Genomic DNA, 26,345 nt, shown 5'->3' on the forward strand with positions numbered 1-26,345 from the left:
AGGCCGACAGGCGATTCATTTACGAATATCGACCGCGCATTAAAAGATATTCCGCCCCTTAATTTTATGGGGTTGAACGTCGAGTAAAGTGACAGGCGGTCATATTAGAATGGCCGCGCGGACAGAGAGACCGCCCCTCCGCCGAGAGACTCCGAGGCTATTATGCAAATGTCAGAAATTGCGAGCTTCTTCCAGCTCCAGAGCAATCGCCTGTTTACGATCCAAACGCCGCTCAAGGGGCGCTCGGATCTGGTGCTTGTCGATTTCCATTGCACGGAAGGGTTGTCGCGAAACTTTGAGATTCACGTCCGGCTTGCGTCGCAGGATCAGAAGATCGAGCTGAAGAAGCTGATCGGACAGCCGGTGAGTATCGCCTTGCAACTGACCGATGCGCCGACCAGTTCCGACGCGCGCTATTTTCACGGTTATGTCGCGGGGTTCTCGCATCTCGATACGGATGGGGGTTTTGCCATCTACAGCGCGACGATCCTGCCGTGGTTCTGGATGCTCTCGCGTCGGCAGGATATCCGGATTTTTCAGGAAGAGAATACCGAGGCGATTATATCGAGCGTGTTTCGCGAATACGGCAAGCTCGCGTCTTTCGAGTTCCAATTATCGAAGGGAACGAAGAACCGCAGTTACTGCACGCAATACAAGGAAACCGATCTCGCCTTCGTCGAACGGCTGATGCGGGAGGATGGTCTGTTCTATTACTTCGAGCATGCGAAGGACGGACACAAGCTGATCATCGCGGACAACTCGGTGATCGCGAAGCCGATAGACGGACGCAGCCCGTCGCTGCAATACAACCAGGGCGAGGCGATGGACGACCTCGCTGTCGTCACGTCGTTTCAGGCGCAGCGTCAGCTTGCGTCGGACACGGTCGGGCTGAAGACCTTCGACTACAAGATTCCGCATGCGCGGCGATTCGTTTCGGGCGGCACGGAAGTCAATCAAGGCGACGTGCCTTCCTACGAGATCTACGACTACCTCGGCGAGCATGGTTTTGCCGACACCGATCGCGGCGAGGAGCTCGCCCGCTTCCGGACCCAGGCATTGGCCGCCCATAGCAAGACGTTCGTCGGGGCCGCGACCAGCCGGCGGATGACGCCATGCCGATACTTCGAGCTGGACGACCATTACGATCACGCCGCCGGCAGCCAGGAAGACCGGCAGTTTCTGCTGCTGACCGTCTCGCACAGCGGCATGAACAACTATCAGGCCGGCGAGGGAAGCGCCGCGTACTCCTGCAGCTTTACTTGTATCCGCAAGAAGATCCCGTACCGTCCGGCTGTCGAGGGCGACCGCCCGACGATCGTCGGGCCTCAGACGGCGATCGTCGTGGGGCCGAAGGGCGAGGAGATCTATACGGATAGCCTTGGGCGCGTGAAGGTCCAGTTCCACTGGGATCGCCTCGGCAAGCGCGATCAGGGCAGTTCCTGCTGGGTGCGGGTGAGCCAGCCCTGGGCGGGGAGCGGATTCGGGATGATCCAGATTCCGCGTATCGGCGACGAGGTGGTCGTGAGTTTTCTCGACGGCAATCCGGACCGTCCGCTCGTGACGTCGCGCGTCTACAACGCGCAGAACATGCCGCCCTGGGTGTTGCCGGCCAACGCGACGCAGAGCGGCATCCTCACGCGCTCGACCAAGACCGGCAGCGTCAACACCGCGAATGCGATCCGCTTCGAAGACAAAAAGGGCGCGGAAGAGGTGTGGCTGCACGCCGAGAAGGATCAGCGCATCGAGGTCGAACACGACGAGTCGCATTGGGTCGGTCACGATCGCGTCAAGAACATCGACCACGACGAAACCGTTCAGGTCGGCAACGACCGCACGGAGGCGGTCGGCCAGAACGAAACGATTGCGGTCGGTGCGAACCGGACGGAGACCGTCGGCGACAACGAGACGCTCCATGTCGGCGGCAACCGCAGCGAAACGATCGACGGGACTCAGAACCTGCTGGTCGCGCTTGCGTCGGCGGAGACCGTCGGGCTGGCGAAGGCGTTGACGATCGGCGGGGCCTACATCGTCACGGTTGCCGGGGCGATGAACACGGCGGTCGGTCTGGCCAGCGGCGAGGAAGTCGGGCTTTCGAAGGCCACCCAGGTCGGCAAGACGTATACGCTCAATGTCGGCGATCGCATCGAGATCAAGGCCGGCAAGGCGAGCATCGTGATGACGAGCAACGGCGACATCATGATCAGCGGCGCGAATGTGAGCATCAAGGGTTCCGGATCGGTCAAGCTGGACGGCAACACGATCAGCAACAACTGATGCGCTGCCGATTGGCGTCGCGAACGAACCGATCACGAGCGACGCCGCGCGCGGCGCATCCGTCGGCCTTGACCTGCGCGGGTGGTCCGTTTTGATCGATGCCGGGAGCGAACCCTGTCCGCATCGTCGAACTGGATGGTCATGGCGCGACGACGGATTGATTCGACACAACACGTTTCAACCACGGGGCGGGATATGCCAACGGATCACAAGCCGGAAACCCATTGCGCGATGCTGCACGGCATCTTGTCGCGGTTTCCCAACATGGCGAACGTGCCGGGCGCGTCGACCCTCGACGCAATGGGAAATCGCGTGCCCTTTGCCGCGATCCAATCCGAGTCATCCGGGTGTTCGATGCTGGGCACGCTGGGATACCACACGACATGCTCATGCTGGAGCCACGATCAATTCTTCCTGCTGACGGACGACTATACGGGGAAGCCTCTGGCCGACGTGCCGTACGAGATCGTGACGGCGGAGGGGGATAAGATCGAGGGCCGCACGGATGCCCAGGGGCGTACGAAGAAAATCTCGGATGATGCGGCTTCGTCGGCGACCCTCTACGTGTATGAAGAGTACACGCCGTTGAATCCGGACTGGGATCGGGGCGCATGAACACCAAGAAGAGGCTGGTCAAGAAACAGACGGCCCAACTGACGCCGAAATCCAAGACTGCGCCCGTGCCGGTGCCCGTCGACGACTCGGCGCGGCTGCGCGAGATCCGGGCGCTGGTCCAGGCCAACAATCATTCGACACTCGACGAGAACCTGATCATCTGCCAGATCTACATGGAGTCGCGATTCGACGCAAACGCGGCAGCGGGCGGCAGCAGCGCGAAAGGCCTGATGCAGATGACCTCGACCGCCACCAAGCAGGTGTTCAAGGAACGGTTGAAGAAGGATCTTGGCCACACGCCCAGCGACAAGCAGTCTCAAGAGGCCTTCCAGGATGCGGCGACCTTCCACGGAACCCCGCAGATCTTCGATGAGGCCACCAATATCCAGTTGGGCACCGAATACATGCAGTACTGGGTGGATTCGACTTCGTCGGTCGACGACGCCTACAAGAAATATCGCGGCGTCGCGAACGGGATCTACTATAAGAAAATCAACGCCTGCGCGGAAAAACTGAAAGGCGAGCCGGATTCGATGCAACTTCTGCGGGACATGGTCAAATGAAACACTGGGCTATTGCACTGGCATGCGTCGCAGCCGCGGGCTTGAGCGCGCCGTCGCACGCGAACGATGCCGGTTCGGGCAAGCTGCGCACGGTCACGTCCTGCACGCTCGCGGACGGCACGCACGCTACGCTGAAGGCGGAACCGCACGGCGAGGACGGCGAGGCGCTCTTCGTCGACGAAGGCGGGGAGGCGAAGCCCGCGTTTCTCGACATGCCGGATACCCAGTTCGTCGGCCAGATCGCGCTGGCGCGCTGCGTCGACGGCGTGCTGGTCTTTGCTCTGGCGTATGGGCCGCCCTATCTGAAAGGGGTGGCGATCCGCCGGAATCCGCAGACCCACGCGGATGAACGCCTCTATTTTGCGGAAAAGGCGCTGCCGAAATGGCTCTATCTCAGCGACAAGGAAATGCTTGTCGTGATCCCGAACATCGGGCACGAGACGGAGAAAAAGTATCTCGTCTATCGCTATGTCGCGGGGAAGGGGCAGCCTGACGAGAGCGCGGCAACCGATACGCTGCCGGCCTCGACGAAAGCGCTGCTTCCGGTGCAATCGCGGTGAGGTTCGGGTTCAGTGGATAGAGATTGCGTGGCAGTTCAAACGATCTCTTGTTACGCGCCCGGAGACGCCGATCGTCAGTCGGCGGCAGCCGCGCCCCGTATCGCGACCCAGGAAGCGGAGCAGATGGCGTCCCGACCGGGACGATTCGCCTCTCCTGGGCGCCTCGACGCGCTCGTCAGGCGCGGCCCGCCTATTCGCCGAATGCCGTGCCGACGGCGCTGAGGATACGCGCACCCCAGCCCCGCACGGTCAGAACGTCAGCGCAATTTCCCGCGCCGCTTCGATCGCCCGACGCCGATCCACCTTCCCGTCGGCGCCGAACAAGGTGCGCTCCACCACGATGCCCACGACCTCCTCCACGCCCACGAACCTGAGCCAGGTCTCCATGAACGGCCGCTGAAGATCGAATTCGCCGGCCGGCGTAAACGAGCCCGGTGACGTGTAGCTGAGCCCGCGCGCATACACAAGCGCCGCCTTTTTCCCCCGCAGCAATCCGCCGAACCCCGACCCATCGAACGTAAACAGCACGTCCTTCTGCGAGATCACGTCGATCAGCTGCTTGAGTTTGTACGGGATGCTGAAATTCCACAGCGGCACGCCGAACAGCAACTTGTCCGCCGCATGAAACGGCGCGGCGAGTGCTTCGATCCTCCGCCACGCCGCCGCCTGCGCCGGCGTCAACGCCTCGCCGCTCAACCCCGCATACTTCGCGTTCATCACGTCGCCGTCGAATTCCGGCAACGCCATGTTCCAGATGTCGAGCTTCTCGATCTCATGATCGGGATGCGCCGACCGGTACGCATCGAGAAACGCATCGCATACCTCGATGGACGCGGCGTGCGCCTTGTTCGGAGAGCCTTCGATATAAAGCACGCGTGTCATGAAATCGGTCCTTGGTCAACGTGACGGCGACGCACGGGAGGCGCGCCCGCCCACGATGCTTCACAGCCTATCGAGCCGCCTTATAATTTGGAAATGATATTAATTGATCGAATTAACCCGATTAGGTGATGAATGAGCAATCCTCTCGACACCGCTTTGCTGCATACCTTCGTGACGGTCGCCGACGTGCGCAGTTTCACCGGCGCGGGCCGTCGCTTGAATCTGAGCCAATCGGCGGTCAGCGCCCAGGTGGTGCGCCTCGAAGAGCAGATCGGCCGCGTGCTGCTCGTGCGCAATACGCGCAGCGTCATGCTGACCGAACACGGTCAGACGCTGCTCGGATACGCCCGCGCGATGCTCAACCTGAGCGAGGAGGCCAGGGCGCGCCTGGGCGCGGGCAACGCGTGCGGCGGCAAGCTGCGCATCGGCGCATCGGAAGATGTCGCGGGCGCATGGCTGCCCGACGTGATGCGGCGCCATGGCGCGGCGCGTCGAGGCTTGCGGCTGGACCTGACGGTCGACATCGGCGACAGCCTGTTCCAACGCCATGCCGACGGCGATTTCGATCTCGTGATCGGCAGCCGCTGTTCCCCCACCGCCGCGGGCGCGACCTTGTGGCGCGAGCCGCTCGCCTGGGCATTCGCGCAACACGAGCCGCTTCCCGAGGGCGAGGTGCCGCTCGCGTGCTTCCCCGATCCGTGTCCGTACCGCGAGTCGGCCATCAAGGCGCTCGCATTGGCCGGCATGCCGTATCGGATTGCCTGCGAAAGCCCGAGCGTGACGGGCATCCGGGCATTCGCGCGGGCCGGCATCGCCATCGCGCCGGTGCCGCGCAACGCGATCGACGATGCGCTGCGCGAATTGGGCGCGGCCGAGGGCTTGCCGGCGCTGCCGGAGATTGAATTCGTCATGGCCTACGACGCCAAGGCGCCGGCGGCCGTCGAATTCGCCGGGACGATCTTCGACGAGGTCGCCGCTCGAACGGGAGCGGGCAAGCGCAATCAGGGCGCGGCGAGACGCGCCCGCGCCTGACGCGGGATCGCGCTCGGCGAGGACACTGCTGCGAGGGGAGGTGTGCGGTGTTCGCCGGGGCGCGTTGCACGATGCGCCCGTTGCTCGCGGTCGTCGTGCTCGATGTGGCCGCGGTGGCCGCGGTGGCGGGATGCGCTGTCGGGCATCGAGTCGGTGGGCGCGTACCGAACGTGGGCCGCCCGGATTGGCGGCGCGGCGCGCGTCAGGGCTGCGCGACGCGCTGGAGTTCGTAGGGCAGCGTGCTGTCGATGTGCTTGCCTTCCTGGTCCAGCATGCGGATCCGGTCGGGCGACAGCACCTCGAAGCGCGCGCGCGCTTCCGATGCGGCGTGCTCGGACGCCAGGCGGATGTTCTGTCCGTCGAGCGACCATTTGCCTTTCATGGCCTCCGGCGTCGAGGATTGCGCGGTGCCTTCGTACTGCTCGACCAGCGTGTAGCTGCCGTCGTGCGTGAGCGTAAGCGTGGTCTTGATGCCCGCGCAGTCGGCGCACGGCAGGGTGCCTTCGAAACGGCCGGCCGCGAGCGCCGCGGTGGTATGCGCGCCGGCGTCGGTCGCGGCGCGTTCATGGCAAGCGCCGAGTACCGAGAGGCTCAGGGCGATCAGGGTCGTGGAAAGAAGCGTCGATTTCAATGCGGACCTCGTTGCGATGAGTGGATCATGCTGTCCGCATGATATTCATATTTGTAAGGAGTGCGTGTCAGATTTTGTAAGAAGCGTCCGCGCTTCGTTACGTTCCGGCGTGGGATCTTTATCGACCCAGGGCAGCTTCGTGCACTTGAGCCGATGCGTTGCGTTCCGCATTCGGCGGACTGCTTTGGCAAGCGGGCGTGCATTTGATGATCGCCGCCGCCGTGTTGTATCGCCACGGTATCGATCGGCAGGTGCGCATCGTCAAAGCGTTGCGCGACGCCGGCTTCGGGTGGCGCTGCTTCGTGCCGGTCGATCCTGACTGTGACCGCCTGCCGCATCCGTCGGCCGGAAACGACCGGCGTTTGCCCGCGCTTGTCACGCACGTTGAGTCGCGAGTCCGCGAAATCCCATCGATCGAGGTATCGACGCACGTTGCAGGATGGTGCGCGTCGGTTTTTGATTCGAGGTTGATTTATTGAATTGAACGAAGAAGGAGGCTTGAATGAAGGCGAATGAATGATCGTTGTCGGATCATTTGCATGGCTTTTGTAAATCAATAATTTCCACAATGCAATTCGTGGGAAAATAACGCATGAGATCCGACGATATTGTGATAGGAAATATCTCGCGTCGGATCCAATGAGGCGGGATGGCGAGGAAACGTACACTCCTTCATGAAAGAAGACATTTAATACGTGATCGGCGCCGACGGCGCGCGCAGCCAGGTCGCCGCCGATGCGAACCTGCCGATGACGGGCAAGGAGAACCAGGCCGGCTGCATCAACATCTTCTTCGACGCGGACCTCGCGCCGCTCGTCGAGCACCGGCCGAGCGCGATCTTCCTGATCTTCAGCCGCGCGGCGCTGGCGGGCGGGATCGGCGTCGGCGCATTGCGGATGGTGCGCCCGTGGCACGAATGGCTCGGCGTGTGGAACTACGACATCGATCGTCCGCCGCCGAAGCTGAACGGCGACGAGGCGACCGCGATCCTCCGGCAGATGATCGGCGACTACGATACCGAGATCCAGGTGCGTTCGATCTCGACCTGGACCGTGAACAGCCGCTACGCGACGCGCTATTCGAACGGCCGGATGTTCTGCGTCGGCGACGCGGTGCATCGCCATCCGCCCAACAACGGCCTCGGCTCGAACACCTCGATTCAGGATTCCTACAACCTGGCGTGGAAGCTCGCCTACGTGATCAAGGGGCAGGCCGATGCGGGCCTGCTCGACACCTACAGCGACGAGCGCGCGCCGGTCGGGCGCGGGATCGTCGAGCGGGCGATGAAGAGCATCGACGAGAGCCGCACGCTCAGCGCGGCGCTCGGCCTCGACCGCGCGGGCGCGATGGACGAGGACTATCTCACGCTCGGCGGCGAGGCGGGGCAGCGTCGGCGCGAGCAGTTCTATGTCGCGCTGCGCGCGAAGAACTATGAATTCAACGGGCACGGCACGGAGCTTAACCACCTGTACCGTTCAGGCGCGATCGCGCCCGATGCGCTGGAGCCCGCCCCCGCCGAGGATCCGGATCTCCTTCATCGCTTCCATTCGGCGTTCGTCGCGGGCGCGCGCGTGCCGCATGTGTGGCTGTCGCTGCGCGGCAAGGAAGTGTCGTCGCTCGATCTGGTCGGGCGCGGTGCGTTCACGGTGCTGACGGGCATCGCCGGACGCGCGTGGGCGCTGGCCGCGAAGCGCTGCGCGACGGAGATCGGCCTGCCGGTGCGCGCGAGCGTGATCGGCCCGGGCGAGGCGGTCGAGGATCTGTACGGCGACCTCTATGCGCGCTGCGGCTTCGACGAATCGTCGTGCGTGCTGGTCCGGCCCGACGGCCATATCGCCTGGATCGGCACGTCGCCTGGCGACGAGGCGGCCTGCGCGGCGCGCCTGCGCGCGGTGCTGCAGCAGCTGCTCGGCCTGCCGCAGGCGGCGCGCGCCGTGCAGCCGGCGTCGGCGGTGCATTGAGCCGTCGGGCCGTTGCGCATGACCGCATTTCATCCGCTTCACGGAGACTCGAAGATGACTCAGACGTCTTATTCGTCGAAAGACTTTGCGATCGTGCCGGACACGCTGACGGCGTCCGCGCCCGAGCGGCTCGTCCATCGCGACGTGCTGGCCTCGGCGGCGACGGATTTCAGCCGCGCGCGCCGGCACGCGGTGGGCGTGGTCGACCTGCCGAGCCGGACCATCAGCATGACGCTCGGCGGGTTGGAGCCTGGCCAGTCGACGCGCCTGCACCGGCACAGCTACGAAACGCTGATCTACGTGGTGCGCGGCGCGGGGCACTCGGTGATCGGCGATGCGCGGATCACGTGGCGGGGCGGCGATGCGTTCTACGTCCCGACCTGGGCATGGCACCAGCACTGCAACGACAGCGACAGCGACGACGCGCTGTACGTGGCGTGCGAGAACGCGCCGCTGTTGCAGAACCTCGGCGTCGCGTTGCGCGAAGAGCAGTGAGCGGCGCGACGCGCCGATCTCGATCAATCCAGGGAGGGGGCATGGGCAGGCTGAACGGAAAGTATGCGCTGGTCACGGGCGGCACGACGGGCATCGGGCTGGAGACGGCCCGACAGTTTCTCGAGGAGGGCGCGATCGTCGCGCTCACCGGGCAGAACGCCGACACGCTCGCGGCGGCGGAGCGCCGCTTCGGGCGCGACGTCTGGGTGATCCGCAGCGACGCCGGTTCGGTCGTCGCGCAGCGCGCGCTCGCGGACACGCTGCGCACGCGCTGGCCGCACGTCGATGCGCTGTTCGTCAACGCAGGCATCGTCACGAGCCACGCGCTCGACGCGGAGCGCGAGGACAGCTATGACCGACTGATGGCGATCAACGTGAAGGGGCCGCTGTTCCTGATCCAGGCGCTGGCGCCGCTGATGGCGGCCCCGTCCTCGATCATCCTGTGCGGCTCGGTCAGCGGGCACCTCGGGCGCAGCGGCGTGAGCGCGGCCTATGCGATGAGCAAGGCCGCGCTGTTGTCGATGGGGCGCGTGCTGGCGGGCGAATTCACGGACCGGCGGATCCGCGTCAACAGCATCAGCCCCGGGCCGATCCGCACGCCCGCGTTCGACAAGCTCGGCATCGGCAATACCGAACGCGTATTCGAGGAGGTCAGCGCGATGATTCCGGCCGGTCGGGTCGGCGCGCCGGAGGACGTGGCGAAGGCCGCCGTCTACCTGGCCTCAGACGAGTCGAGCTTCCTGCTCGGCGCCGAGATCGTCGTCGACGGCGGCATGATTCACGTGTGACAGCGCGGGGGTGGGCGTCGTGAACAGGTTCGCGTGCAGGAATTCGACGAACGCCCGCAGCTTGGGCGTCGGATGCTTGCCGGATGGCCACAGCACGCGGAACACGCCGGCATTTTGCGTGTACGCGTCGAGCACGACCTGCAATTCGCCCGCGGCGAGCGCGCCGCGGACCGCGAAGTCCGGCAGGCACGCGATGCCGTGGCCGGCCTTCGCGGCATGCAGCAGGGTTTCGATGTTGTTGCAGGTCATGCGCGCCGGCAGCTGCAGGCTGTCGTCGGGCGAGTCGGTGCTGAGCGGCCACTTCTCGAGCTTGCCGGTGGTGGGGAAGCGGTGCTGGAGGCAATCGTGCCCGCACAGCTCGGCGGGCCGCCGGGGCACGCCCTTGCGCGCGAAGTAGTCGGGCGAGCCGACCAGCAGCAGGCGGTAGGCGCCCAGCTCGCGCGACATCAGCCGCGAATCGTTGAGCGCGCCGGTGCGTACCGCGGCGTCGAAGCCTTCGTCGATCAGGTCGACGAGCCGGTCGGTGAAGTCGATGTCGAGTTCGATCTCGGGGTAGCGCCGCATGAACGCGGCGATGACGGGCAGCATCAGGTCGCGCACGAGCGGCAGGCTGACGCGGAACTTGCCGCGCGGGGCGTCGAGCGTATGCGATAGCTCGGATTCCGCCGCTGCGGCTTCCGCGAGGATGTGTTGGCAGCGCTTCAGGTAGAGCGCGCCTTCGGCGGTCAGGTTCATGCTGCGGGTACTGCGATGCAGCAGCCGGACGCCCAGGCGTTTTTCCAGGCGCGCGATGCTCTTGCCGACCGCGGACGCGGACAGCCCGAGCTGCTGGCCGGCGCCCACGTAGCTGCGCGTTTCGGCGACCTGTACGAAGACGGTGATGCCACTCAGCTTATCCATGCCATGGCCCTTCCAGTGCGGAATATATTTCCCGTGACAAAGGAATCATATGTGATTTTTCTTCCGTGCCGAATCTCGTACGCTTGGGGTGAACCGGTTGAAGCGGTTTCCAGGCAATGCGCGCATTGGCATGCGCGGTTCCGCCGGGCATGCGAGCCAGCGCGCGGAACCTCATCTCTCTTCCGTTCCCGATCCGCAGTGAATTCTACGAGCCAATTTTTATGAGCCAATCCGAGCTGCATTCGAACCGGGGTCCAGCGAACCTGCTGTTGCTGACGGCGTGCATGACCGCCGTGCTGATCCCGCTCAGCATCGCGGGGCCCGTCGTGACCGTTCCATCGATCAATCGCTTGCTGGGCGGCACGGCGGTCGAGCTGAACTGGGTATCCAATGCCTATCTGCTGACCTACGGCAGCGCGACGATGGCGGCGGGCAGTCTCGCCGACGTCTATGGCCGCAAGCTGCTGTGGCTGCTCGGCATGCTTGCCTACGTGCTCGTGACGGCCGCGATCCCGTTCGCGCCGAGCGTGCTCGCGCTCGACGTGCTGCGCCTCGTGCAGGGGCTCGGCGCGGCCGCGGCATTTGCGGGCGCGATGGCCACGCTTGCGCAGGAATTCCACGGACGCGACCGCACTAAGGTGTTCAGCATGATCGGCACGACCTTCGGGCTCGGCGCCGCGTTCGGCCCATTGGTCGCGGGCTTCCTGGTCGACACGCTCGGCTGGCAGTGGGTATTCTGGCTGCCTGCGCTGCTCGGCGTGCTGGTGGTGCTGTTCGTGCAGGTCGCCGCGCGCGAGTCGCGCGACCCGAATGCGGCCGGGCTCGACTGGCCCGGCGCGATCAGCTTCACGACCACGCTCGGGCTGTTCACCTACGCGATCCTGCTCGTGCCGGAGAACGGCTGGGGCAGCCGCGTCGTGATCGGCGCATTGCTGGTGTCGGCCGTGCTGCTCGCGATTTTCATCGTGATCGAAACCCGCGTGCGCCGGCCGATGCTCGATCTGTCGCTGTTCCGCAGCGCGCGTTTCATCGGCGTGCAGGTGCTCGCGGCCGCGCCGGCCTATACCTATGTGGTGCTGATCCTGCTGCTGCCGACGCGCCTGATGGGCATCGACGGCCAGAGCGCGTTCGAGGCCGGGCGTTTCATGATCGCGCTGTCCGCGCCGCTGCTGGTGCTGCCGTTCGTCGCGGCATATCTCGCACGCTGGTTCACGGCCGGCGTGATCTCCGGGGTCGGCCTGCTGATCGCGGCGGTTGGCCTCGGTTGGCTCGGCGTCGCGATGGCGTCGGGCACGCTCGCGAACGCGGTCGCGCCGCTCGTCGTGATCGGGGTCGGCATCGGCCTGCCGTGGGGGCTGATGGATGGGATGGCGGTCAGCGTCGTCGAGAAGGAGCGCGCGGGCATGGCCACCGGCATCTTCAACGCGGTGCGGCTTGCTGCGGATGGCGTGGCGATCGCGGTGGTCGGTGCGATCCTGTCGGCGCGGATCTTCGATACGCTCGGTCGTGGGGCGATCGCCGGCGCGCAGCCCGAGGTGCTGAAGGAGGCGGCGAACCGGCTCGCGATCTCGGATGTTGCGCACGCAACCTCCTTGCTGCCGGGGGCGACGCGCTCGCTGCTGCTGCAGGCCTATAACGGCGCTTTCGAATTCCAGTTCTATCTGCTGGCCGCGGCGGCCGTCGTCACGGCGTTCGTCGTGTTCGCCGCGCTGGGCTCGGTCCGGACGCACGAGGAGGCCGACGTGTCGTTGCCCGATGCGTCCTTGAGTAAAGACGCCGGTTGAGCGTCGTCCAGGCGTAGGCGGCGCGGTCGGGCCGGGTTCCGAGGGGCGCCCGGCCGCGCCGCCGATGAGGGCGCCTGAAGCGGCGGCGTGGCCGCCTGCCTCGCCCGGACGACGGGCGGGGATTCGTCATGTAAACCACAAAAACAACGAGACATATCATGGAATACGTGCAAGAGAAGTGCGTCGAGGCGCGCGCCGCACCGCGCATGCCTTTGCCGACCCCCGAGGGCGGCGGGCGCGGGCTCGGCGAGCGGCCTGCCTGGATGGGCGGCACGTTCGACGGCTATCGTTTTTCCACGCGGGACTATCCGAGCGGGCAGCGCTTCGAATCGTGGGCCGAGCACAATCGCCTGCGCGAACTGACGATGTGCGACGAGTCGGACGACGGCTTCGCGTTCGATCAGGCGGATGTGCCGTTCGGCCAGATGCTGCTCGGCTTCCGGCGCTTCGCGAGCAGCGCGGCGGCCGCGCCGTCGAGCTATCGCTTCGTGCGGACGACGACGCTGATCCGGCAGGACGGCTTCGATTTCTTCTACCTGCTGCTGAACTGCAACGACACGGTGCGCTACGAAATCGACGGGCAGGGGCGCGAACAACCGCATTCGTGCCTTGCGCTGCTGGACATGTCGAAGCCCTTCAGCGCGACCGTGCCGGAGGGCGAATCGCTGATTCTCACCGTGCCGCGCAGCATGATTCCCGTCTCGGCGAGCGTGCTGCACGGCCGGATCCTGAACTGCCACGCGAGCCTGCTGCTCATGAGTCAGCTGCAGCTGGCCGCGCGCTACCTGCCGGTGCTGCGCGCGGAACAGATCGCGCACATCGCGCAGGGCGTGCTGAACCTGCTGCATGCGGTGTTCACGCCCGGCGCGGACGTGGCCGAGCAGTCGCCTTACGGCGCCGAACATCTGCAACACGAGCGGGCGAAGCAGTACATCGAGGCGAATCTCGATTCGCCCGATCTCAAGGTCGAGCAGATCTGCCGCGAGGTGGGGCTGTCGCGCTCGGCGCTGTACCGGCTGTTCGCGCCGATGGACGGCGTGGCCACCTATATCCGGCGGCGCCGGCTCATCAAGATTCGCGGCCATCTGCTCGCGCATCAGGCGTCGCACCGGACCATTTCCGAACTGGCCTACCGGTACGGGTTCAACAGCCCGACGCAGTTCTGTCGCGCGTACAAGCAGTATTTCGGCTATACGCCGCGGGAAAGCCGGTCGCTGGGCCTGGGCGGTCGCTGGACGGGGCTCGTCGATCCGTCGCGCGACTATGGCGCGTGGTTGCGCGCGAGCGGCGTGTGAGGGCGGTGCGAGCGCGGTGGGGGCGACGCGCTCGCGCGGCGTTTATTGCGGCGCGCCGGAATTCGCGGGCGTCGACGCACTGACGGGCGGAGCGGCCGGTTCGGCGGCCGATGCCGCGGACGCGGAGGGCGCGGCGGCTGCGGGAAGCGAGGCGGCGTTCGGCGTCGCGGTGGGGGAGGAGGCCGGTGCGGGGAATGCATCCGGTGCCGCGTGGGTTGGTGTTGTCTCGGGCGCAGCGGTTGCGGCAGGCGTGCCGATGGCGGTGGACGCTGACGTGCTGCCCGGTACGCCGAGAGCAGGCGCGTTGGCCGGTGCGGACGCCGGTGCGGCCGGAGCCTGAGCGTTGGCCGGTGTGGACGCCGGCACGGCGAAAGCGGGCGCATTGACCGGTGCGGACGCCGGTGCGGCGAGAGCAGGCGCGGATGCGGGTGCGGCGAGGGCCGGCGCGTTGCCCGATGCGGGCGCGGGCATGCCGACAGGCGTGGACGCTGGGGTAGCGAGAGCCGGCGCATAAACATGTGCGGACGCCGGCGCGCCGACGGGCGCGGAGGCGGGGGCACCGGCGCCAGCAGGCATGGAGGCCGGGACGGCTGCGGCCGCCGCCGGCGCGACAACGGCCGACACGCCCAAGCCCCCCGGCGCGGCCGCCCCCGCCCCCGCGTGCGCGCCCGGCGGCGGCTCGGCCTGCGCGCCCGGCGCGGCCGGCGTCTCGAGCTTCAACGGCGCGCCCTCCGGCGTCGCGGCGGGTTCCGGCAGCGGCACCACGGGCTCCTTCTCCGCCGCCTTGACCGTGGCATTGTCGCGTCGCGCCGGGTCGATCTTCAGGAAGTGGTCGACCAGGTTGAAGAAGCGGTCGTAGAACACGCCCGCCGGGATCGTCTCGCTCGCGGTCTTCACCATCGCATCGTCGCTCGAACCGATCGGCAGCGACAGCGAGCCGAACACGCTGAGCCCGACGCTTGCCGAGGTGTTGGTCTTCTTCAGCGAGTAGCGGTCCTGCACCGCGTTCACGTAGGCGATGCTGGCGGTGCCGTCCGCGTTCGCGTCGGCGCAGACCACGTGGAATTCGATCACCACGTGCGTATCGTTGCTCGGCTGGAAGTTCTTGCTGCCGTCGACCGCGTCCGCGCGCGACAGGTTCGTGATGTAGCCCTGGCTCAGCAGCGCGCGCCGTGCCGCCTCGCAGGTCGCGGCCGAGCGGTCGTGGAAGGTGCGGGTGTACGGGCTGCTCGCGGCGTCGAACTGTTCCTGCTGATACAGGGGTTTCGGCGTCGACGAGCACGCGGACAGCGCAATCGCGAGCGCGCACGGGGCGAGGAACGGTCGGAATCGGATGTGCATGGCGAGTTTCGAGGCGATCGGCGCGGGCCGACCCGGTTGACGCGAACGGTGGCCGTTGCCGATCGGTTCGCGCATGCCTGCGCGCTCCGGGACGCGGCGTCGTGCGCCGCGCGGCGGGTACCTGGCCGGCCGCTATTATAGATTCGTTTGCCCGGCGGGCCTCGAAGGCCGCCGGGCGCGCCGCGTCCGGCGTCAGTTGAAGCGGTGGTCGAACTCGAGCCAGAAGGTCCGGCCGTAGGGCATGTAGTAACCGACCGTGTAGTACGGCCAGCCGCCGGAATCGTCGTGCTTGATGGTGTTCATCAGGTTGTTGACGACGAGGGTCAGCGTGCTGTTCTTGGTCACCTGATGCCCGATGCTGAGGTTGGTCAGCACGGTCGGCGTCAGATAGCCGGTCTGCGCGGCGTTCGGCACCTTGCCGTAGCGCTCGACCTGCACGGTCGAGGTCCAGCGCGGCACCGACCAGGTCAGGCTCAGCATCAGCTTGTCCGGCCATTCCGGATTGCCGGTCGGGTTCTGCAGCGAGTGCAGCAGGTCCTGCACCGGGCCGTTCGCGAACTGCTGGTACTTGTGGCTCAGCACCTTCGTGTAATTGACCGTCCACATGAAGTTGCCGAAGCCGCGCGTGCGCAGCCGCCACCGGGCCGCGAGATCGAAGCCCGTCGTCTTCTCCATCGCCGCGTTGATCGGGTTGACCAGGATCGTGTTGATCGCGCCCGGGTTCAGCACGGCCGTCATCGGGTTGCGGATCACCCGGCTCAACGCATCCTGGCAGTTCGCCGACTGCGGATTCGACTGGCCCGAGCGGCACGCGGCCTCGGTGCGCAGCAGGTTGTCGGGGTCGATCACGGTGACGAGGTTGTCGATGCGGATGTTGTAGTAGTCGGCCGACAGGTCGACATCCGGCGTCGGCGCGAGCACGAAGCCCGCGCCCCACGACTTGCCGTTCTCCGGCTTCAGGTTGCTGTTGCCGGTCTGCACGTAGTTGTTGCCCGGCGACACGTTCGCGTACGTGCAGCGGCTGATCGGCTGGCCGGACTGCTGGCAGCGGTAGTAGTCGGTGGTCGATTCGAAATAGCCGGCGGTCTTGCCCTGGAAGATGTAATTCATGTCCGGCGCGCGGAAGCTCGTGCCGTAGTTGCCGCGCAGCAGCAGCTCGCGCACGGGCCGGTATTCGACGCCGAAGTTGTAGGTCAGCTTGTTGTTGCTCCGGCCGGCGAAGTGGTAGTCGTCGTAGCGGGTCGCGATGTTCGCGTTGAGCTGCCGGAAGATCGGAATGCGCAGCTCGAATGCGGCCGCGTAGCGCTTGCGGTTGCCGCTCACGCTCTGCGGCGTGCCCGCGTTGTAGTAGACGCCCTGGGCGATCGCCGGATCGACCGTGTTGCTGAAGCCCTGGGTGCCGTACTCGATCACGCCCGCGGCCTTCACCGCGCCGGCCGGCAGCGTGAACAGGTTGCCGTTCGCGCTCAGGCTCACGGTCTGGGTCCAGGTGTTGTTCTGGCTCGATGATTGCCCATACAACGAGTTGAACTGGGCCGGCGTCAGCGGCGTCGAGAAGTGCGAGGGATCGGGCGAGTAGATCGGGATGCCGTCCGCGGTGGTGCCGAGGCGCGGCCCGAGGAAGTCGTTGTCGATGCCCGACAGCAGGAGCGGGCGGGTCGCGCGGCTCTGGTAGCCGGACGCGCTGTAGGCCAGCTCGTAGTTCCAGCTGGTGTCGAGCACCGCGCCGCGCACGCCGGTGATCAGGTTGCCCGCGCGGTCGTCCCAGCGACGGTTCCAGGTGCTCGCGCCGCCGATCTCCTCGGGGGCGAAGCGCTTGGTCCACACCTCGTTCGCGCCGGTCGCCTGGTTGTAGAAGTAGCCGTCGCCCGCGGCGTTCGAGGTCCAGCTCGGGCCGCGCGTGTTGTTCTCGGTCTGGTTCAGCGCGACCGAGGCGGAGCCGAACAGCGTCGCGTGCGGATTGAGCTTGTATTCGAAGCCGCCGTACAGGTTCTCGCTGGTGTTCGCGGTCTGGGTGGTCCAGAACGCGGGCTTCGCGAAGCCGCTGCCGCAGGTCTTGCCGCTGCTCGTGACGCTGCCGCCGAACGCGCCGATGCCGCGCAGGCTGCCGCACGCGCCGGGCGCGCCGAGATAGGCGCCGGTGTCGAGATTCTGGCGCGACCACACGGTCGTCGGCGTTTCGCCTTCGAGCGTCGTGGACGACATGAAGTCGCGCTGCGACGACCAGATCGGATTGGTGCGGCTGACCTCGAGGCCGAACACGGTGTCGAGATCGCCGAAGGTCTTGCCGCCCGAGACCTGCAGGCGGCCGTTCGCGCCGCCGCCGCGCTGGGTGGTGCCGCCCTTGACGTTCACCTCGACGCCGTCGATGTGCTTCTTCATGATGATGTTGACGACCCCGGCGATCGCGTCCGAGCCGTAGATCGCCGACGCCGCGCCGTTCAGGATCTCGATCCGGTCGATCATCTCCGACGGGATGTTGGCGAGGTTGACGAAGTTGACGTTGCCGTCATAGGCGATCGGGTAGTCGGCGACCCGGCGGCCGTCCACCAGCACCAGCGTGTGGTTCGGCCCGAGCCCGCGCAGGTTGATCGCGTTGGCGGCCGGCGTGAAGGTGTTGCCGTAGTCGGCGCCCTGCGTGAAGCCGGTGTTCTGCGTCTGCTGCTGGAGCGCGTCGTAGACGTTGCGATAGCCGCGCGCTTCCAGGTCCTGCCCGGTGATCACGGTGACGGCCGTCGCGCCTTCCTTCTCGGTGCGCGGAATCCGCGAGCCGGTCACGACGAACTTGCGCAGCGAGGCGGTGCCGGGCTGGGCGGCGGAGGCCGCCGTCGGCGGCGCGGCGGTCGACGTGGTCGAGGAGGCGGGTACCGATGCCGCAGCGGCCGCCGAGGCGGCGACGGGCGGTCCGGCGTCCGGCGGATCCTGCGCGCGCGCGCCGGTCGTGAAGGCCAGCGATGCAAGCACCCCGAGCGAGGCCGCGCGCGCTCGCATCGCGCACTTTGTCTTGTTCTTGTCGTTCATGATCCGGCTGCATGCGGCCTGCGCCGCTGCGCAATGTCGTTATGTGGATGGGAGAAACCGGCCGGCCGGCGTGAGGCGTCGCGACGTGGCATGCGTCGCGGCGTTACGGACCGGCTGAAATCCGCGGTAATTTATCGATCCGCATCAATCACGGTCAAACAATGTTTACTCATATCAATGTGATTGATAGTGATCGCTAATCAAATTGAATTAATCGTGTTGGAGCAACAATTCGTCCGTTGTGACAGCGGCGCGTCATGAAAACGAAAGGTGGGCGATACGGCTAAATGCCGGATGGCGCTTTGCAAAGCACAACATTGCATTTAGCGAAGCAGTGGCCTCCTGTATCTTGAGTTCCCGCCCTGCGACGGATGGGACATCGAGGACACAACGGAGGATCGAGGTGAGCGACCATGCAGATCGAGGCATTGACTGACGACGAATGGGCACAGGTCGAACCCCTGCTGGACGACGCGCGCACGCATGGCCGGCGCTCGGGCCGGCCGCGCATGGAGGCGCGCAAGGTGATCGACGCGATGCTGTGGGTGCTGGCGAACGGCGAGGGATGGGGCGCGCTGCCCGAGCGTTTCCCGTCGTCGCCGACCTGTCGGCGGCGTTTCGAGGCGTGGCTCGACAACGGCTCGCTGCATGACGTGATCGAGCGGCTGCGCGAAGGCGGCCGCGCGATATCCCTGGATGGGCGGATCGGGCCGTTGGCGCTGAAGCCGCTCGCGCTGCCGCGCCGCGCCGAACCCTGCGCGTTCGCGTGGCGCGCGCCCGAATCGTGGCGGCCGCCCGCCGAATGACGCGCGGCGGACGGTTCCGCTAGCGGCTCGCGCCGCTCATGCGGCCCACGCAGTCGAGCAGCGCGTCGCGCACCCGCATGATGGCCGGGTCGCGCGCCGCGCTCGTGCGCCAGCCCAGCTCGATCGCGTACGCCGGCAGCGCGACCGGGCACGCATAAGCCTTGAGCGGCGTCGCGCGCGCGAGCGCGCGGGCCGCATGCGCGGGAATCGTCGCGACCGCGTCGCTGCCGAGCAGCAGGTGCGGCAAGGCGGCGAAATGGGTGGTGGCCGCGGCGACGCGGCGCTCGCGCCCGAGCGCCGCGAGCGCTTCGTCGACGATGCCGACCACGCCCCCCGACGAGATCAGCACGTGCGGACGCCGCAGGTAATCGGCGAGCGTCAGCCGGCGCGGCGCGCCCGCGCGCGGGTCGAGCACGCACGCATATGCGCCCGCGCCGATCACGCGCCGGCTCAGTCCGCTCGCGGACAGCCCGCCCGAGGCGAGCGCGAGATCGACATGCCGGCCCAGCAGCGCATCGCCGGCGATGCCGCTGTGGGTTTGCCGGAAGATCAGCCGCAGCGTGCGGCTCTGCGCGGCGAGCGCATCGATCAGGGCGCGCCCGAGCGCGATCTCGAAGTCATCCGACAATCCGACCGAGATGGTCCGCCCGACCTGTTCGCCCGCGTCCGCGCTCATCGCGAGGCTTTGCCGGCAGCGTTCGAGCGCGTCGGACAGGATCGGTTTCAGTTCGTCCGCGCGCGGCGTCGGCGACAGGCCGCGCCCGGTGCGCACGAACAGGGGATCGCGGTACAGCGTGCGCAGCCGCGCGAGCGCCGCGCTGACGGCCGACTGGGTGAGGTCGAGCCGCAACGCCGCGCGGCTCGCGCCGCCTTCCTCGTAAAGCGCCTCGAACACTTTCAGCAGGTTCAGGTCCACGCGTGCGATATCGATGGGGCTCATATCAGATATGTCGGTATCGATTTGATCGATGCCCATCATATCGGCAAAGATGGCGCGGTCCACGACAGGAGACCTTCGACCATGCCCAGTTCAGTCATCGCCGCGCTGCAGCTCGGCGCTTCCCCCGACGGCACGCGCGCTACGCTCGACGCCATCCTCGGCTACGAGGCCGAGATCCGCGCGCGCGAGGCCGCGCTCGTGGTCCTGCCGGAGGCCGTGCTCGGCGGCTATCCGAAGGGCGAGATCTTCGGCACCCGGCTCGGCTATCGGCTGCCGGAAGGTCGCGACGCGTTCGCGCGCTACTACGCCCAGGCGATCGACGTGCCCGGCCCCGAGACCGACGAACTGGCGGCGCTGTCGCAGCGCAGCGGCGCGTCGCTCGTGGTCGGCGTGATCGAGCGCGGCGGCAGCACGCTGTATTGCACGGCGCTGTTCTTCGAGCCGCGCGCGGGGCTCGTCGCGAAACATCGCAAGCTGATGCCGACGGGCGCCGAGCGCCTGATCTGGGGGCAGGGCGACGGCTCGACGCTGCCGGTGGTCGACAGCGCGGCCGGCCGGCTGGGCGCGGCGATCTGCTGGGAGAACCACATGCCGCTGCTGCGCGCCGCGATGTACGCGAAGGGCGTGCAGGTCTGGTGCGCGCCGACCGTCGACGAACGCGAGGTCTGGCAAAGCACGATGCGCCACATCGCGCACGAAGGGCGCTGCTTCGTGGTCAGCGCGTGCCAGGTGCAGCCTTCTCCGCGCGCGCTCGGCGTGGCGGCGCCGGGCTGGGACCCGGAGCGGCCGCTGATCCGCGGCGGCAGCGTGATCGTCGGGCCGCTCGGCGACGTGCTGGCCGGGCCGCTCGTCGGCGAGGCGGGGCTGATCGCCGCGCGCGTCGACACCGAGGATCTGGTGCGGGCGCGCTACGACTTCGACGTGGTCGGCCACTACGCGCGCGCCGACGTGTTCTCGCTGCGCGTGGACGAGCGGCCGAAGCAGCCGGTGGTGTTCGACGGCGGCGCGTGATCGGGATTTTCCCGGGCGCGCGCCGCGGCGCGCCCGGCTTCGGCGGGTCGGTTATTGTCCCTATTGCGCGTTTCGCGCCGCGCCGCCCAGCCCCGTCGGGACGGCGCGGCGCGACAGTGCGCGCCTCGCAGGATCCATGCCGGGCGCCGCCGCGCCGCGAACATTCCTTGCTGCAACGCAACGCCAAGCGCGCCGACGCGATGGTATGCTGGCCTCCGATCGATTCGTATGGCTGGCACACCGGCAAGCATGGCATCCCCGTCTCGCGTGGTCCTAAATAAAACGAACGCTTCGGCCCACCTGGAGTCGGAGCATTGAAGGCGACGCCCGAGCTGCGCGCATGCGCACGCTTCCTGCCCCGCGCACGCGCCGGGCAGCCGGTATGTACCGGTTCCATCGCGGGTCGCGCCCGCGCACAGAATTCTAGTTCTACAACATGGAGACAGTTTCATGACCGAGAGCCAAGCGGCCGCGGGAGCGCGCGCCATTCCGATTGACGTTCCCGCCCACGTCCGGCACCGCGGGCTGATCGACTGGGTCGCGCGCGTGGCCGCGCTGACCGAGCCCGCGCGGGTCGTCTGGTGCGATGGCTCGCAGGCCGAGTACGACGCGCTGTGCGAGCAGATGGTCCGGCAGGGCACGATGATCCGGCTGAATCCGGCGCTGCGGCGGAACTCGTTCCTGGCCCTGTCCGATCCGTCGGACGTCGCGCGCGTCGAGGACCGCACCTTCATCTGCAGCGCGACGCGCGAGGATGCGGGGCCGACCAATCACTGGGTCGCGCCGGCCGAGATGCGCACGACGCTCGACGGCCTGTTCCGGGGCGCGATGCGCGGCCGCACGCTGTACGTGGTGCCGTTCTCGATGGGGCCGCTCGGCTCGCCGATCGCGCATATCGGCGTGGAGCTGTCGGACAGCCCGTATGTCGCGGTCAACATGCGGATCATGACGCGCATGGGGCGCGACGTGCTCGCCGCGCTCGGCGAGGACGGCGAATACGTGCCGTGCGTGCACAGCGTCGGCCAGCCGCTCGCGGCCGGCGAACCCGACGTGCGCTGGCCGTGCAATCCGACCAAGTACATCGTGCATTTCCCGGAAACGCGCGAGATCTGGAGCTTCGGCTCGGGCTACGGCGGCAACGCGCTGCTCGGCAAGAAGTGCTTCGCGCTGCGCATCGCGTCGACGATGGGGCGCGACGAGGGCTGGCTCGCGGAGCACATGCTGATCCTCGGCGTGACCTCGCCCGCGGGCCGCAAGTACCACGTCGCGGCCGCGTTCCCGTCGGCCTGCGGCAAGACCAACTTCGCGATGCTGATTCCGCCGAAGGGCTTCGAGGGCTGGCGCGTCAGCACGATCGGCGACGACATCGCGTGGCTCAAGCCGGGCGCGGACGGCCGCCTGTACGCGATCAATCCGGAGGCCGGCTATTTCGGCGTCGCGCCGGGCACGGGCGCGAAGACCAATCCGAACGCGCTCGCGACGCTCGAGGAAAACGTGATCTTCACCAACGTCGCGCTGACCGACGACGGCGACGTGTGGTGGGAAGGGCTCACCGAGACGCCGCCCGCGCACCTGCTCGACTGGCAGGGCGAGGACTGGACGCCCGAGATCGGCCGCGCGACGGGCCGCAAGGCCGCGCATCCGAATGCGCGCTTCACCGCGCCCGCCTCGCAGTGCCCGTCGATCGACGACGACTGGGACAACCCGGCCGGCGTGCCGATCGACGCGTTCATCTTCGGCGGCCGCCGCTCGACCACGGTGCCGCTCGTCGCCGAGGCGCGCGACTGGACCGAGGGCGTCTACATGGCGGCGACGATGGGCTCCGAGACCACGGCGGCCGCGGCGGGCCAGCAGGGCGTCGTGCGGCGCGACCCGTTCGCGATGCTGCCGTTCTGCGGCTACAACATGGGCGACTACTTCGCGCACTGGCTCGCGCTCGGCGAGCGGCTCGCGGCGTCGGGCGCGCGCCTGCCGCGCATCTACTGCGTGAACTGGTTCCGCAAGGGCGCGGACGGCCGCTTCGTGTGGCCCGGTTACGGCGAGAACATGCGCGTGCTCAAGTGGATGCTCGACCGCATCGACGGCGCGGGCGCGGGCGTCGAGAACGCGTTCGGCGTCACGCCGCGCTATGAGGACCTGAACTGGGACGGGCTCGCGTTCACGCCCGCGCAGTACGAGCAGGTGACCTCGATGGATGCGGCCGCGTGGCGCGACGAGCTGGCGCTGCACGACGAGCTGTTCGAGCGCCTGAAGGCGCGCCTGCCGCGCGCGCTGGTCGAGACCAAGGCGCGCATCGAAGGCCGGCTGGCCGGCTGAGCATCGGCGCGCGCAGCCGACCGCAGCCGACGCCTAGGCGGGCGCCGGCTGCGGGTCGCGCGGGCCGTGGCCGGTCCAGCGCTTGAACGCGCGGCGGAAGTTGTGCGAATCGCTGAAGCCGACTTCGTGCGCGACGTCCTCGATCGACAGGCGCGGGTTGCTCAGCAGCGTGAACGCGCGTTTCTGGCGGATCGTGTCGATCACCGTCTGGTAGGACACCCCCTGGTCGGCCAGGCGTCGCCGCAGCGTGCGTTCGCTCATGCACAGCTGCGCGGCGATGGCCGCGAGCGTCGGCGCGTGGCGCAGGTCGCGACGCACGATGCGCTCGATCGATTCGAGGAAATCGGGGCCTTCGGGCTCGACCGGCTCGGCGCTCTGCAGGAATTCGAGCGCCTGACGGTGCGCGAGCGGATCGTGGGTCGCGATGGCGCGCGCGCCCCATGCGGCGTCGCAGCGGAACAGGTTGTGCGGCTGTTCGAAGCGCACCGGGCACTCGAACGCGCGCGCGTAGGCGTCGGCCTGGGCCGGGCGCGGATAGGCGAGATCCACTGACAGCGGCCGGAATCCCGCGCCTGCCAGCGCGCGGCCGATCTTCATGAAGTTGCCGAACGCTTCCTCGACGAGGAAGGCCTCGATATCGGCCTCCAGCAGCAGGTTGGTCGCATGGATCGACATCGCCCGCGCGTCGCTCTTCAGTTCGAATTGCAGCAATGGCCCGGTATGGCGCTGCAGGCGCATGCCGACCGCGACCGCATCCTTGAAGGTGGGGCTCGTCAGCATCGCGTAGCCGACCAGGCCGATCGACGCGATCGTCTCGCTCATGCCGAGTTCGAGGCCGAGCGCGCGCCCGGGCGCCATCGCGAGCGCGCGCCGGATCATCGCGCTGGCCTGGCGCAGCGAGATGCGGCACGCGGGATTGGACAGGTCCTCGACCTCGAAGCCGAGCCCGCGGCACAGCCGCGTCGAATCGATGCCCAGCGTGTCGCTCGTCTCCGCGAGGCAGCGCAGCAAGTGAACCGGCAGATTCGCCGTCGTATAACGGGCGGTATCCTCCATGGGCGCTCCATGCTTTTTTTTCGCGATTGTACTCGCTCCCCCCGGCGCGCATGGGCCGCCGGCACGGCATGGAAAACCCCCGGTCCACTGCTGCATCACGCTCAGAAATAGTGGCGCAGGCCGACCGTCGCGCCCAGCTGCGTGCCGGCCGTGCTGGGCCCCTGGCCGTTGATGCCGACCAGCTGCGCGCCGATCAGCCCGCCCCGGTAGAGGGAATAGTCGAGTTCGGCGTAGAGCAGGTCGCGCTTCGACAGCGCATAGCCCGCGACGATCTGGTATTGCTGCGCGTGGCCGTCGAAGTCGGGCGTGTAGCCCGATTGCGTGGTCCACCAGCCGTTGACGGCGGCCGTCAGCGCCGCGCTGACGCGCCAGCTCAGGCCGGCGAGGATCATGCGGCGGCGGCGGAAGCCGCCCGGTGTGTTCGGATCCGCGACCTGCGCGGGCGAGATGATGCCGAGCCCCGCGAGATCGGCCGGGCTGAACGGCCCGTTCGCGAACGAGGTGAATGCGTTGTCGCGCGCATTGTCGAGGTAGCCGGCGTTGACGGTGACGGGGCCGAGCGTGAACGCCGCGCCCGCCGTGTAGATCGAAAAGGTCGCGTGCGTGACGTCGTCCCGGTTGCGCAGGAACGAGGCGCCCGCGCGCAGCGGCCCGGCGTCGGGCGCGTAGGCGACCGACGCGCCGACCTGGCTGCCGAGCGGGCCGCCGCCCGCGCGGCCGCCCGGCGAATACTGCGCGAGCAGATAGAGGCCGCCCAGCTGCGCGCCGTACTGGATCATGTTGTTGGTGCGCGAGCCCGCGAGCAGCGTCTGCTCGGGCTTGAAGACATTCACGTACGGATCCTGCGGGCCCGCCCACAGGTTCGAGCCGTAGGTGAGCGACACGCCTTCGAACGCGACGTTGTACTGGCGGCCGAGCGTGAGCAGCCCGAGCGTCGGCGACATCAACCCCACGAACGCGACCTGGAAGAAGTTCGTCGAGCCGGCCGGCACGATCGCGCCGCTGTTCGGGCCGAAGTGGCTTTCGAGATTGAACTGCGCCTGCAGGCCGCCGCCCAGGTCTTCCTGGCCTCTCACGCCCCAGTAGCTTTCGGTCAGGCCGCCGCCGTCGGCCATCGAGATGCGGCGTCCGGTGGACGACGGCGCACCGTCGGGGCCGTAGGTCACGCCGTGGGTCTCGTAGCGCAGGCCGGCGTCGAGCACGCCGTACAGCGTCACGCTGCTTTGCGCGCGCGCGCCGAGCGCGCACAGGGCGAGCGTCGCGCAGCAGGCGACGCGAAGGGAGCTTCTGGGCTTCATGCTGAGTCAACTCCGGACTGCGGGTCGGGGAGGGCGGCCGGAGCCGCCGGGTGGCATCTGGGTGCCGGAATCGACTGTAGGGAGCCAATTTTCCGCGGAGCAAGGCCGCAGCGGCCAATCTCGTGGTGCGAGACGGCCAGCTTCGCGTTCAGCGCGACGGCTGGACCGCCTGCCCGGGCGAGGCGGGGGGCGTCGCGCGCAGCGCGGGCCGCACGAACGGCGCGGCCGCGACGAGCGCGACGCACAGCAGGTCGGCGAAGCGCGCGCTGCCGTGGCGTTCGAGCAGCGCGCCGGACAGCGCGGTGCCCGCGCCCGACGCGCCGAACGTGATGACCAGCGTGCGCGCGACGAGCGAGCCGTCGGGATCGAGGTCGGACAGCCGCCCGGTCAGGAACGGCACGATCACGAAGAACGCGCTGTTCAGCAGCAGCTGGCTGAGGAAATAGTCCTTGCCGTCCGTCGCGCCGAAGAACCATTGCAGCGCGCCGAGCATCGCGAACAGCGCGATCCACACCAGCGCGATGCGGCGCGGATGGCTCGCGCGCTGCGCGGGCACCAGCGCGCCGGCGAAGCCGAGCAGCGACGAGACCGACAGCAGCACGCCGATCAGCGTCGGCGACAATCCGGCGCGCGCGCCGACGAAGCCGGCGATCGCCCATTGCGAGGTCTGCACGCCGTAGATCAGCACGGTCACGATCCAGATGGCGGCGACCGGCCGCCAGGGCGGCGCGGCCGGGCGCGAGCGCTTCGCCGCGCGCGGGGGCGCGGGCGCGGCG

Annotated in this window: 23 protein-coding genes; 14 read left to right on the forward strand and 9 right to left on the reverse strand. The window is 67.7% G+C overall.

The window, feature by feature from the left end; translation table 11 throughout:
• The first annotated feature begins 162 nt into the window (after positions 1–162).
• The 4 genes from AC1RQF_RS26890 (at position 163) to AC1RQF_RS26905 (ending at position 4,012) form a co-directional block, all read left to right on the forward strand.
• Positions 163–2,274, forward strand: coding sequence for a type VI secretion system Vgr family protein (locus AC1RQF_RS26890; RefSeq protein ID WP_492873329.1), 2,112 nt, complete (start codon positions 163–165; stop codon positions 2,272–2,274).
• A 195-nt stretch (positions 2,275–2,469) separates the two neighbouring features.
• The gene (locus AC1RQF_RS26895; RefSeq protein ID WP_492873330.1) at positions 2,470–2,889 is read left to right on the forward strand and encodes a hypothetical protein; all 420 of its coding nucleotides are present in this window, start codon (positions 2,470–2,472) and stop codon (positions 2,887–2,889) included.
• Entirely contained in the window at positions 2,886–3,452 is a 567-nt protein-coding gene (locus AC1RQF_RS26900; protein WP_274002269.1) for a transglycosylase SLT domain-containing protein, read from the forward strand. Before AC1RQF_RS26895 ends, AC1RQF_RS26900 begins: the two co-directional genes overlap by 4 nt.
• Positions 3,449–4,012, forward strand: coding sequence for a hypothetical protein (locus AC1RQF_RS26905; RefSeq protein ID WP_492873331.1), 564 nt, complete (start codon positions 3,449–3,451; stop codon positions 4,010–4,012). Before AC1RQF_RS26900 ends, AC1RQF_RS26905 begins: the two co-directional genes overlap by 4 nt.
• 249 nt (positions 4,013–4,261) lie before the next feature.
• On the opposite strand, the gene AC1RQF_RS26910 is transcribed toward AC1RQF_RS26905, so the two are convergent.
• Positions 4,262–4,894 (reverse strand): FMN-dependent NADH-azoreductase, encoded by a 633-nt coding sequence (locus AC1RQF_RS26910; RefSeq protein ID WP_492873332.1) that lies wholly within the window; start codon positions 4,892–4,894, stop codon positions 4,262–4,264.
• Positions 4,895–5,026: 132 nt separating this feature from the next.
• Here AC1RQF_RS26910 and AC1RQF_RS26915 point away from each other — a divergent pair, with 132 nt between their 5' ends.
• On the forward strand, positions 5,027–5,926 hold the full coding sequence (locus AC1RQF_RS26915; protein WP_492873333.1) for a LysR substrate-binding domain-containing protein: 900 nt from the start codon (positions 5,027–5,029) through the stop codon (positions 5,924–5,926).
• A 202-nt stretch (positions 5,927–6,128) separates the two neighbouring features.
• Here the strand turns inward: AC1RQF_RS26915 and AC1RQF_RS26920 are convergent, their stop codons facing one another.
• Positions 6,129–6,557 carry a copper resistance protein NlpE gene (locus tag AC1RQF_RS26920; RefSeq protein ID WP_492873334.1) on the reverse strand — a complete coding sequence of 143 codons (429 nt, stop codon included), beginning with the start codon at positions 6,555–6,557 and terminating at the stop codon, positions 6,129–6,131.
• 158 nt (positions 6,558–6,715) lie between these two features.
• Between AC1RQF_RS26920 and AC1RQF_RS26925 the strand changes: the two genes are divergently transcribed.
• The 4 genes from AC1RQF_RS26925 to AC1RQF_RS26940 all read left to right on the forward strand — a co-directional run bounded on the left by AC1RQF_RS26925 (position 6,716) and on the right by AC1RQF_RS26940 (position 9,801).
• Positions 6,716–7,036: a hypothetical protein gene (locus AC1RQF_RS26925; RefSeq protein ID WP_274002276.1), complete on the forward strand. Its 321-nt coding sequence runs from the start codon at positions 6,716–6,718 to the stop codon at positions 7,034–7,036.
• 216 nt (positions 7,037–7,252) lie between these two features.
• Positions 7,253–8,518 carry an FAD-dependent monooxygenase gene (locus tag AC1RQF_RS26930; protein ID WP_492873335.1) on the forward strand — a complete coding sequence of 422 codons (1,266 nt, stop codon included), beginning with the start codon at positions 7,253–7,255 and terminating at the stop codon, positions 8,516–8,518.
• Between the two features lie 54 nt (positions 8,519–8,572).
• On the forward strand, positions 8,573–9,013 hold the full coding sequence (locus tag AC1RQF_RS26935) for a cupin domain-containing protein (RefSeq protein ID WP_274002279.1): 441 nt from the start codon (positions 8,573–8,575) through the stop codon (positions 9,011–9,013).
• A 41-nt stretch (positions 9,014–9,054) separates the two neighbouring features.
• Positions 9,055–9,801 (forward strand): SDR family oxidoreductase, encoded by a 747-nt coding sequence (locus tag AC1RQF_RS26940; RefSeq protein ID WP_274002280.1) that lies wholly within the window; start codon positions 9,055–9,057, stop codon positions 9,799–9,801.
• Here the strand turns inward: AC1RQF_RS26940 and AC1RQF_RS26945 are convergent.
• A complete protein-coding gene (locus AC1RQF_RS26945; protein WP_274002281.1) occupies positions 9,736–10,701 on the reverse strand; it encodes a LysR family transcriptional regulator in 966 nt (321 codons plus the stop codon). The genes AC1RQF_RS26940 and AC1RQF_RS26945 overlap by 66 nt on opposite strands.
• Positions 10,702–10,922: 221 nt before the next feature.
• Here AC1RQF_RS26945 and AC1RQF_RS26950 point away from each other — a divergent pair, with 221 nt between their 5' ends.
• Positions 10,923–12,485, forward strand: coding sequence for an MFS transporter (locus tag AC1RQF_RS26950; RefSeq protein ID WP_274002282.1), 1,563 nt, complete (start codon positions 10,923–10,925; stop codon positions 12,483–12,485).
• A gap of 158 nt (positions 12,486–12,643) precedes the next feature.
• The gene (locus AC1RQF_RS26955; protein WP_274002283.1) at positions 12,644–13,780 is read left to right on the forward strand and encodes an AraC family transcriptional regulator; all 1,137 of its coding nucleotides are present in this window, start codon (positions 12,644–12,646) and stop codon (positions 13,778–13,780) included.
• A gap of 42 nt (positions 13,781–13,822) precedes the next feature.
• Here AC1RQF_RS26955 and AC1RQF_RS26960 read toward each other — a convergent pair whose 3' ends face one another.
• Positions 13,823–15,121 (reverse strand): DUF2242 domain-containing protein, encoded by a 1,299-nt coding sequence (locus tag AC1RQF_RS26960; protein ID WP_492873336.1) that lies wholly within the window; start codon positions 15,119–15,121, stop codon positions 13,823–13,825.
• Between the two features lie 192 nt (positions 15,122–15,313).
• On the reverse strand, positions 15,314–18,142 hold the full coding sequence (locus AC1RQF_RS26965; protein ID WP_492873337.1) for a TonB-dependent receptor: 2,829 nt from the start codon (positions 18,140–18,142) through the stop codon (positions 15,314–15,316).
• A gap of 413 nt (positions 18,143–18,555) precedes the next feature.
• On the opposite strand from AC1RQF_RS26965, the gene AC1RQF_RS26970 reads away from it, so the two are divergent.
• Positions 18,556–18,948: a transposase gene (locus AC1RQF_RS26970; RefSeq protein ID WP_274002286.1), complete on the forward strand. Its 393-nt coding sequence runs from the start codon at positions 18,556–18,558 to the stop codon at positions 18,946–18,948.
• Between the two features lie 19 nt (positions 18,949–18,967).
• On the opposite strand, the gene AC1RQF_RS26975 is transcribed toward AC1RQF_RS26970, so the two are convergent.
• The gene (locus AC1RQF_RS26975; protein WP_274002287.1) at positions 18,968–19,888 is read right to left on the reverse strand and encodes a LysR family transcriptional regulator; all 921 of its coding nucleotides are present in this window, start codon (positions 19,886–19,888) and stop codon (positions 18,968–18,970) included.
• 81 nt (positions 19,889–19,969) lie between these two features.
• Here AC1RQF_RS26975 and AC1RQF_RS26980 point away from each other — a divergent pair, with 81 nt between their 5' ends.
• Positions 19,970–20,899, forward strand: a complete 930-nt coding sequence (locus AC1RQF_RS26980; RefSeq protein WP_274002289.1) for a carbon-nitrogen hydrolase family protein — start codon at positions 19,970–19,972, stop codon at positions 20,897–20,899.
• A gap of 450 nt (positions 20,900–21,349) precedes the next feature.
• Positions 21,350–23,215, forward strand: a complete 1,866-nt coding sequence (locus tag AC1RQF_RS26985; protein ID WP_274002290.1) for a phosphoenolpyruvate carboxykinase (GTP) — start codon at positions 21,350–21,352, stop codon at positions 23,213–23,215.
• 33 nt (positions 23,216–23,248) lie between these two features.
• Here the strand turns inward: AC1RQF_RS26985 and AC1RQF_RS26990 are convergent, their stop codons facing one another.
• The 3 genes from AC1RQF_RS26990 to AC1RQF_RS27000 form a co-directional block, all read right to left on the reverse strand.
• Entirely contained in the window at positions 23,249–24,271 is a 1,023-nt protein-coding gene (locus AC1RQF_RS26990) for an AraC family transcriptional regulator (RefSeq protein WP_274002291.1), read from the reverse strand.
• Positions 24,272–24,372: 101 nt separating this feature from the next.
• The gene (locus tag AC1RQF_RS26995; RefSeq protein WP_274002293.1) at positions 24,373–25,569 is read right to left on the reverse strand and encodes a porin; all 1,197 of its coding nucleotides are present in this window, start codon (positions 25,567–25,569) and stop codon (positions 24,373–24,375) included.
• A gap of 148 nt (positions 25,570–25,717) precedes the next feature.
• On the reverse strand, positions 25,718–26,345 hold a 628-nt coding region (locus AC1RQF_RS27000; RefSeq protein ID WP_492873338.1), incomplete at its 5' end, for an MFS transporter.

It is taken from the genome of Burkholderia sp. GW821-FHT14F03 (genome assembly GCF_058803765.1).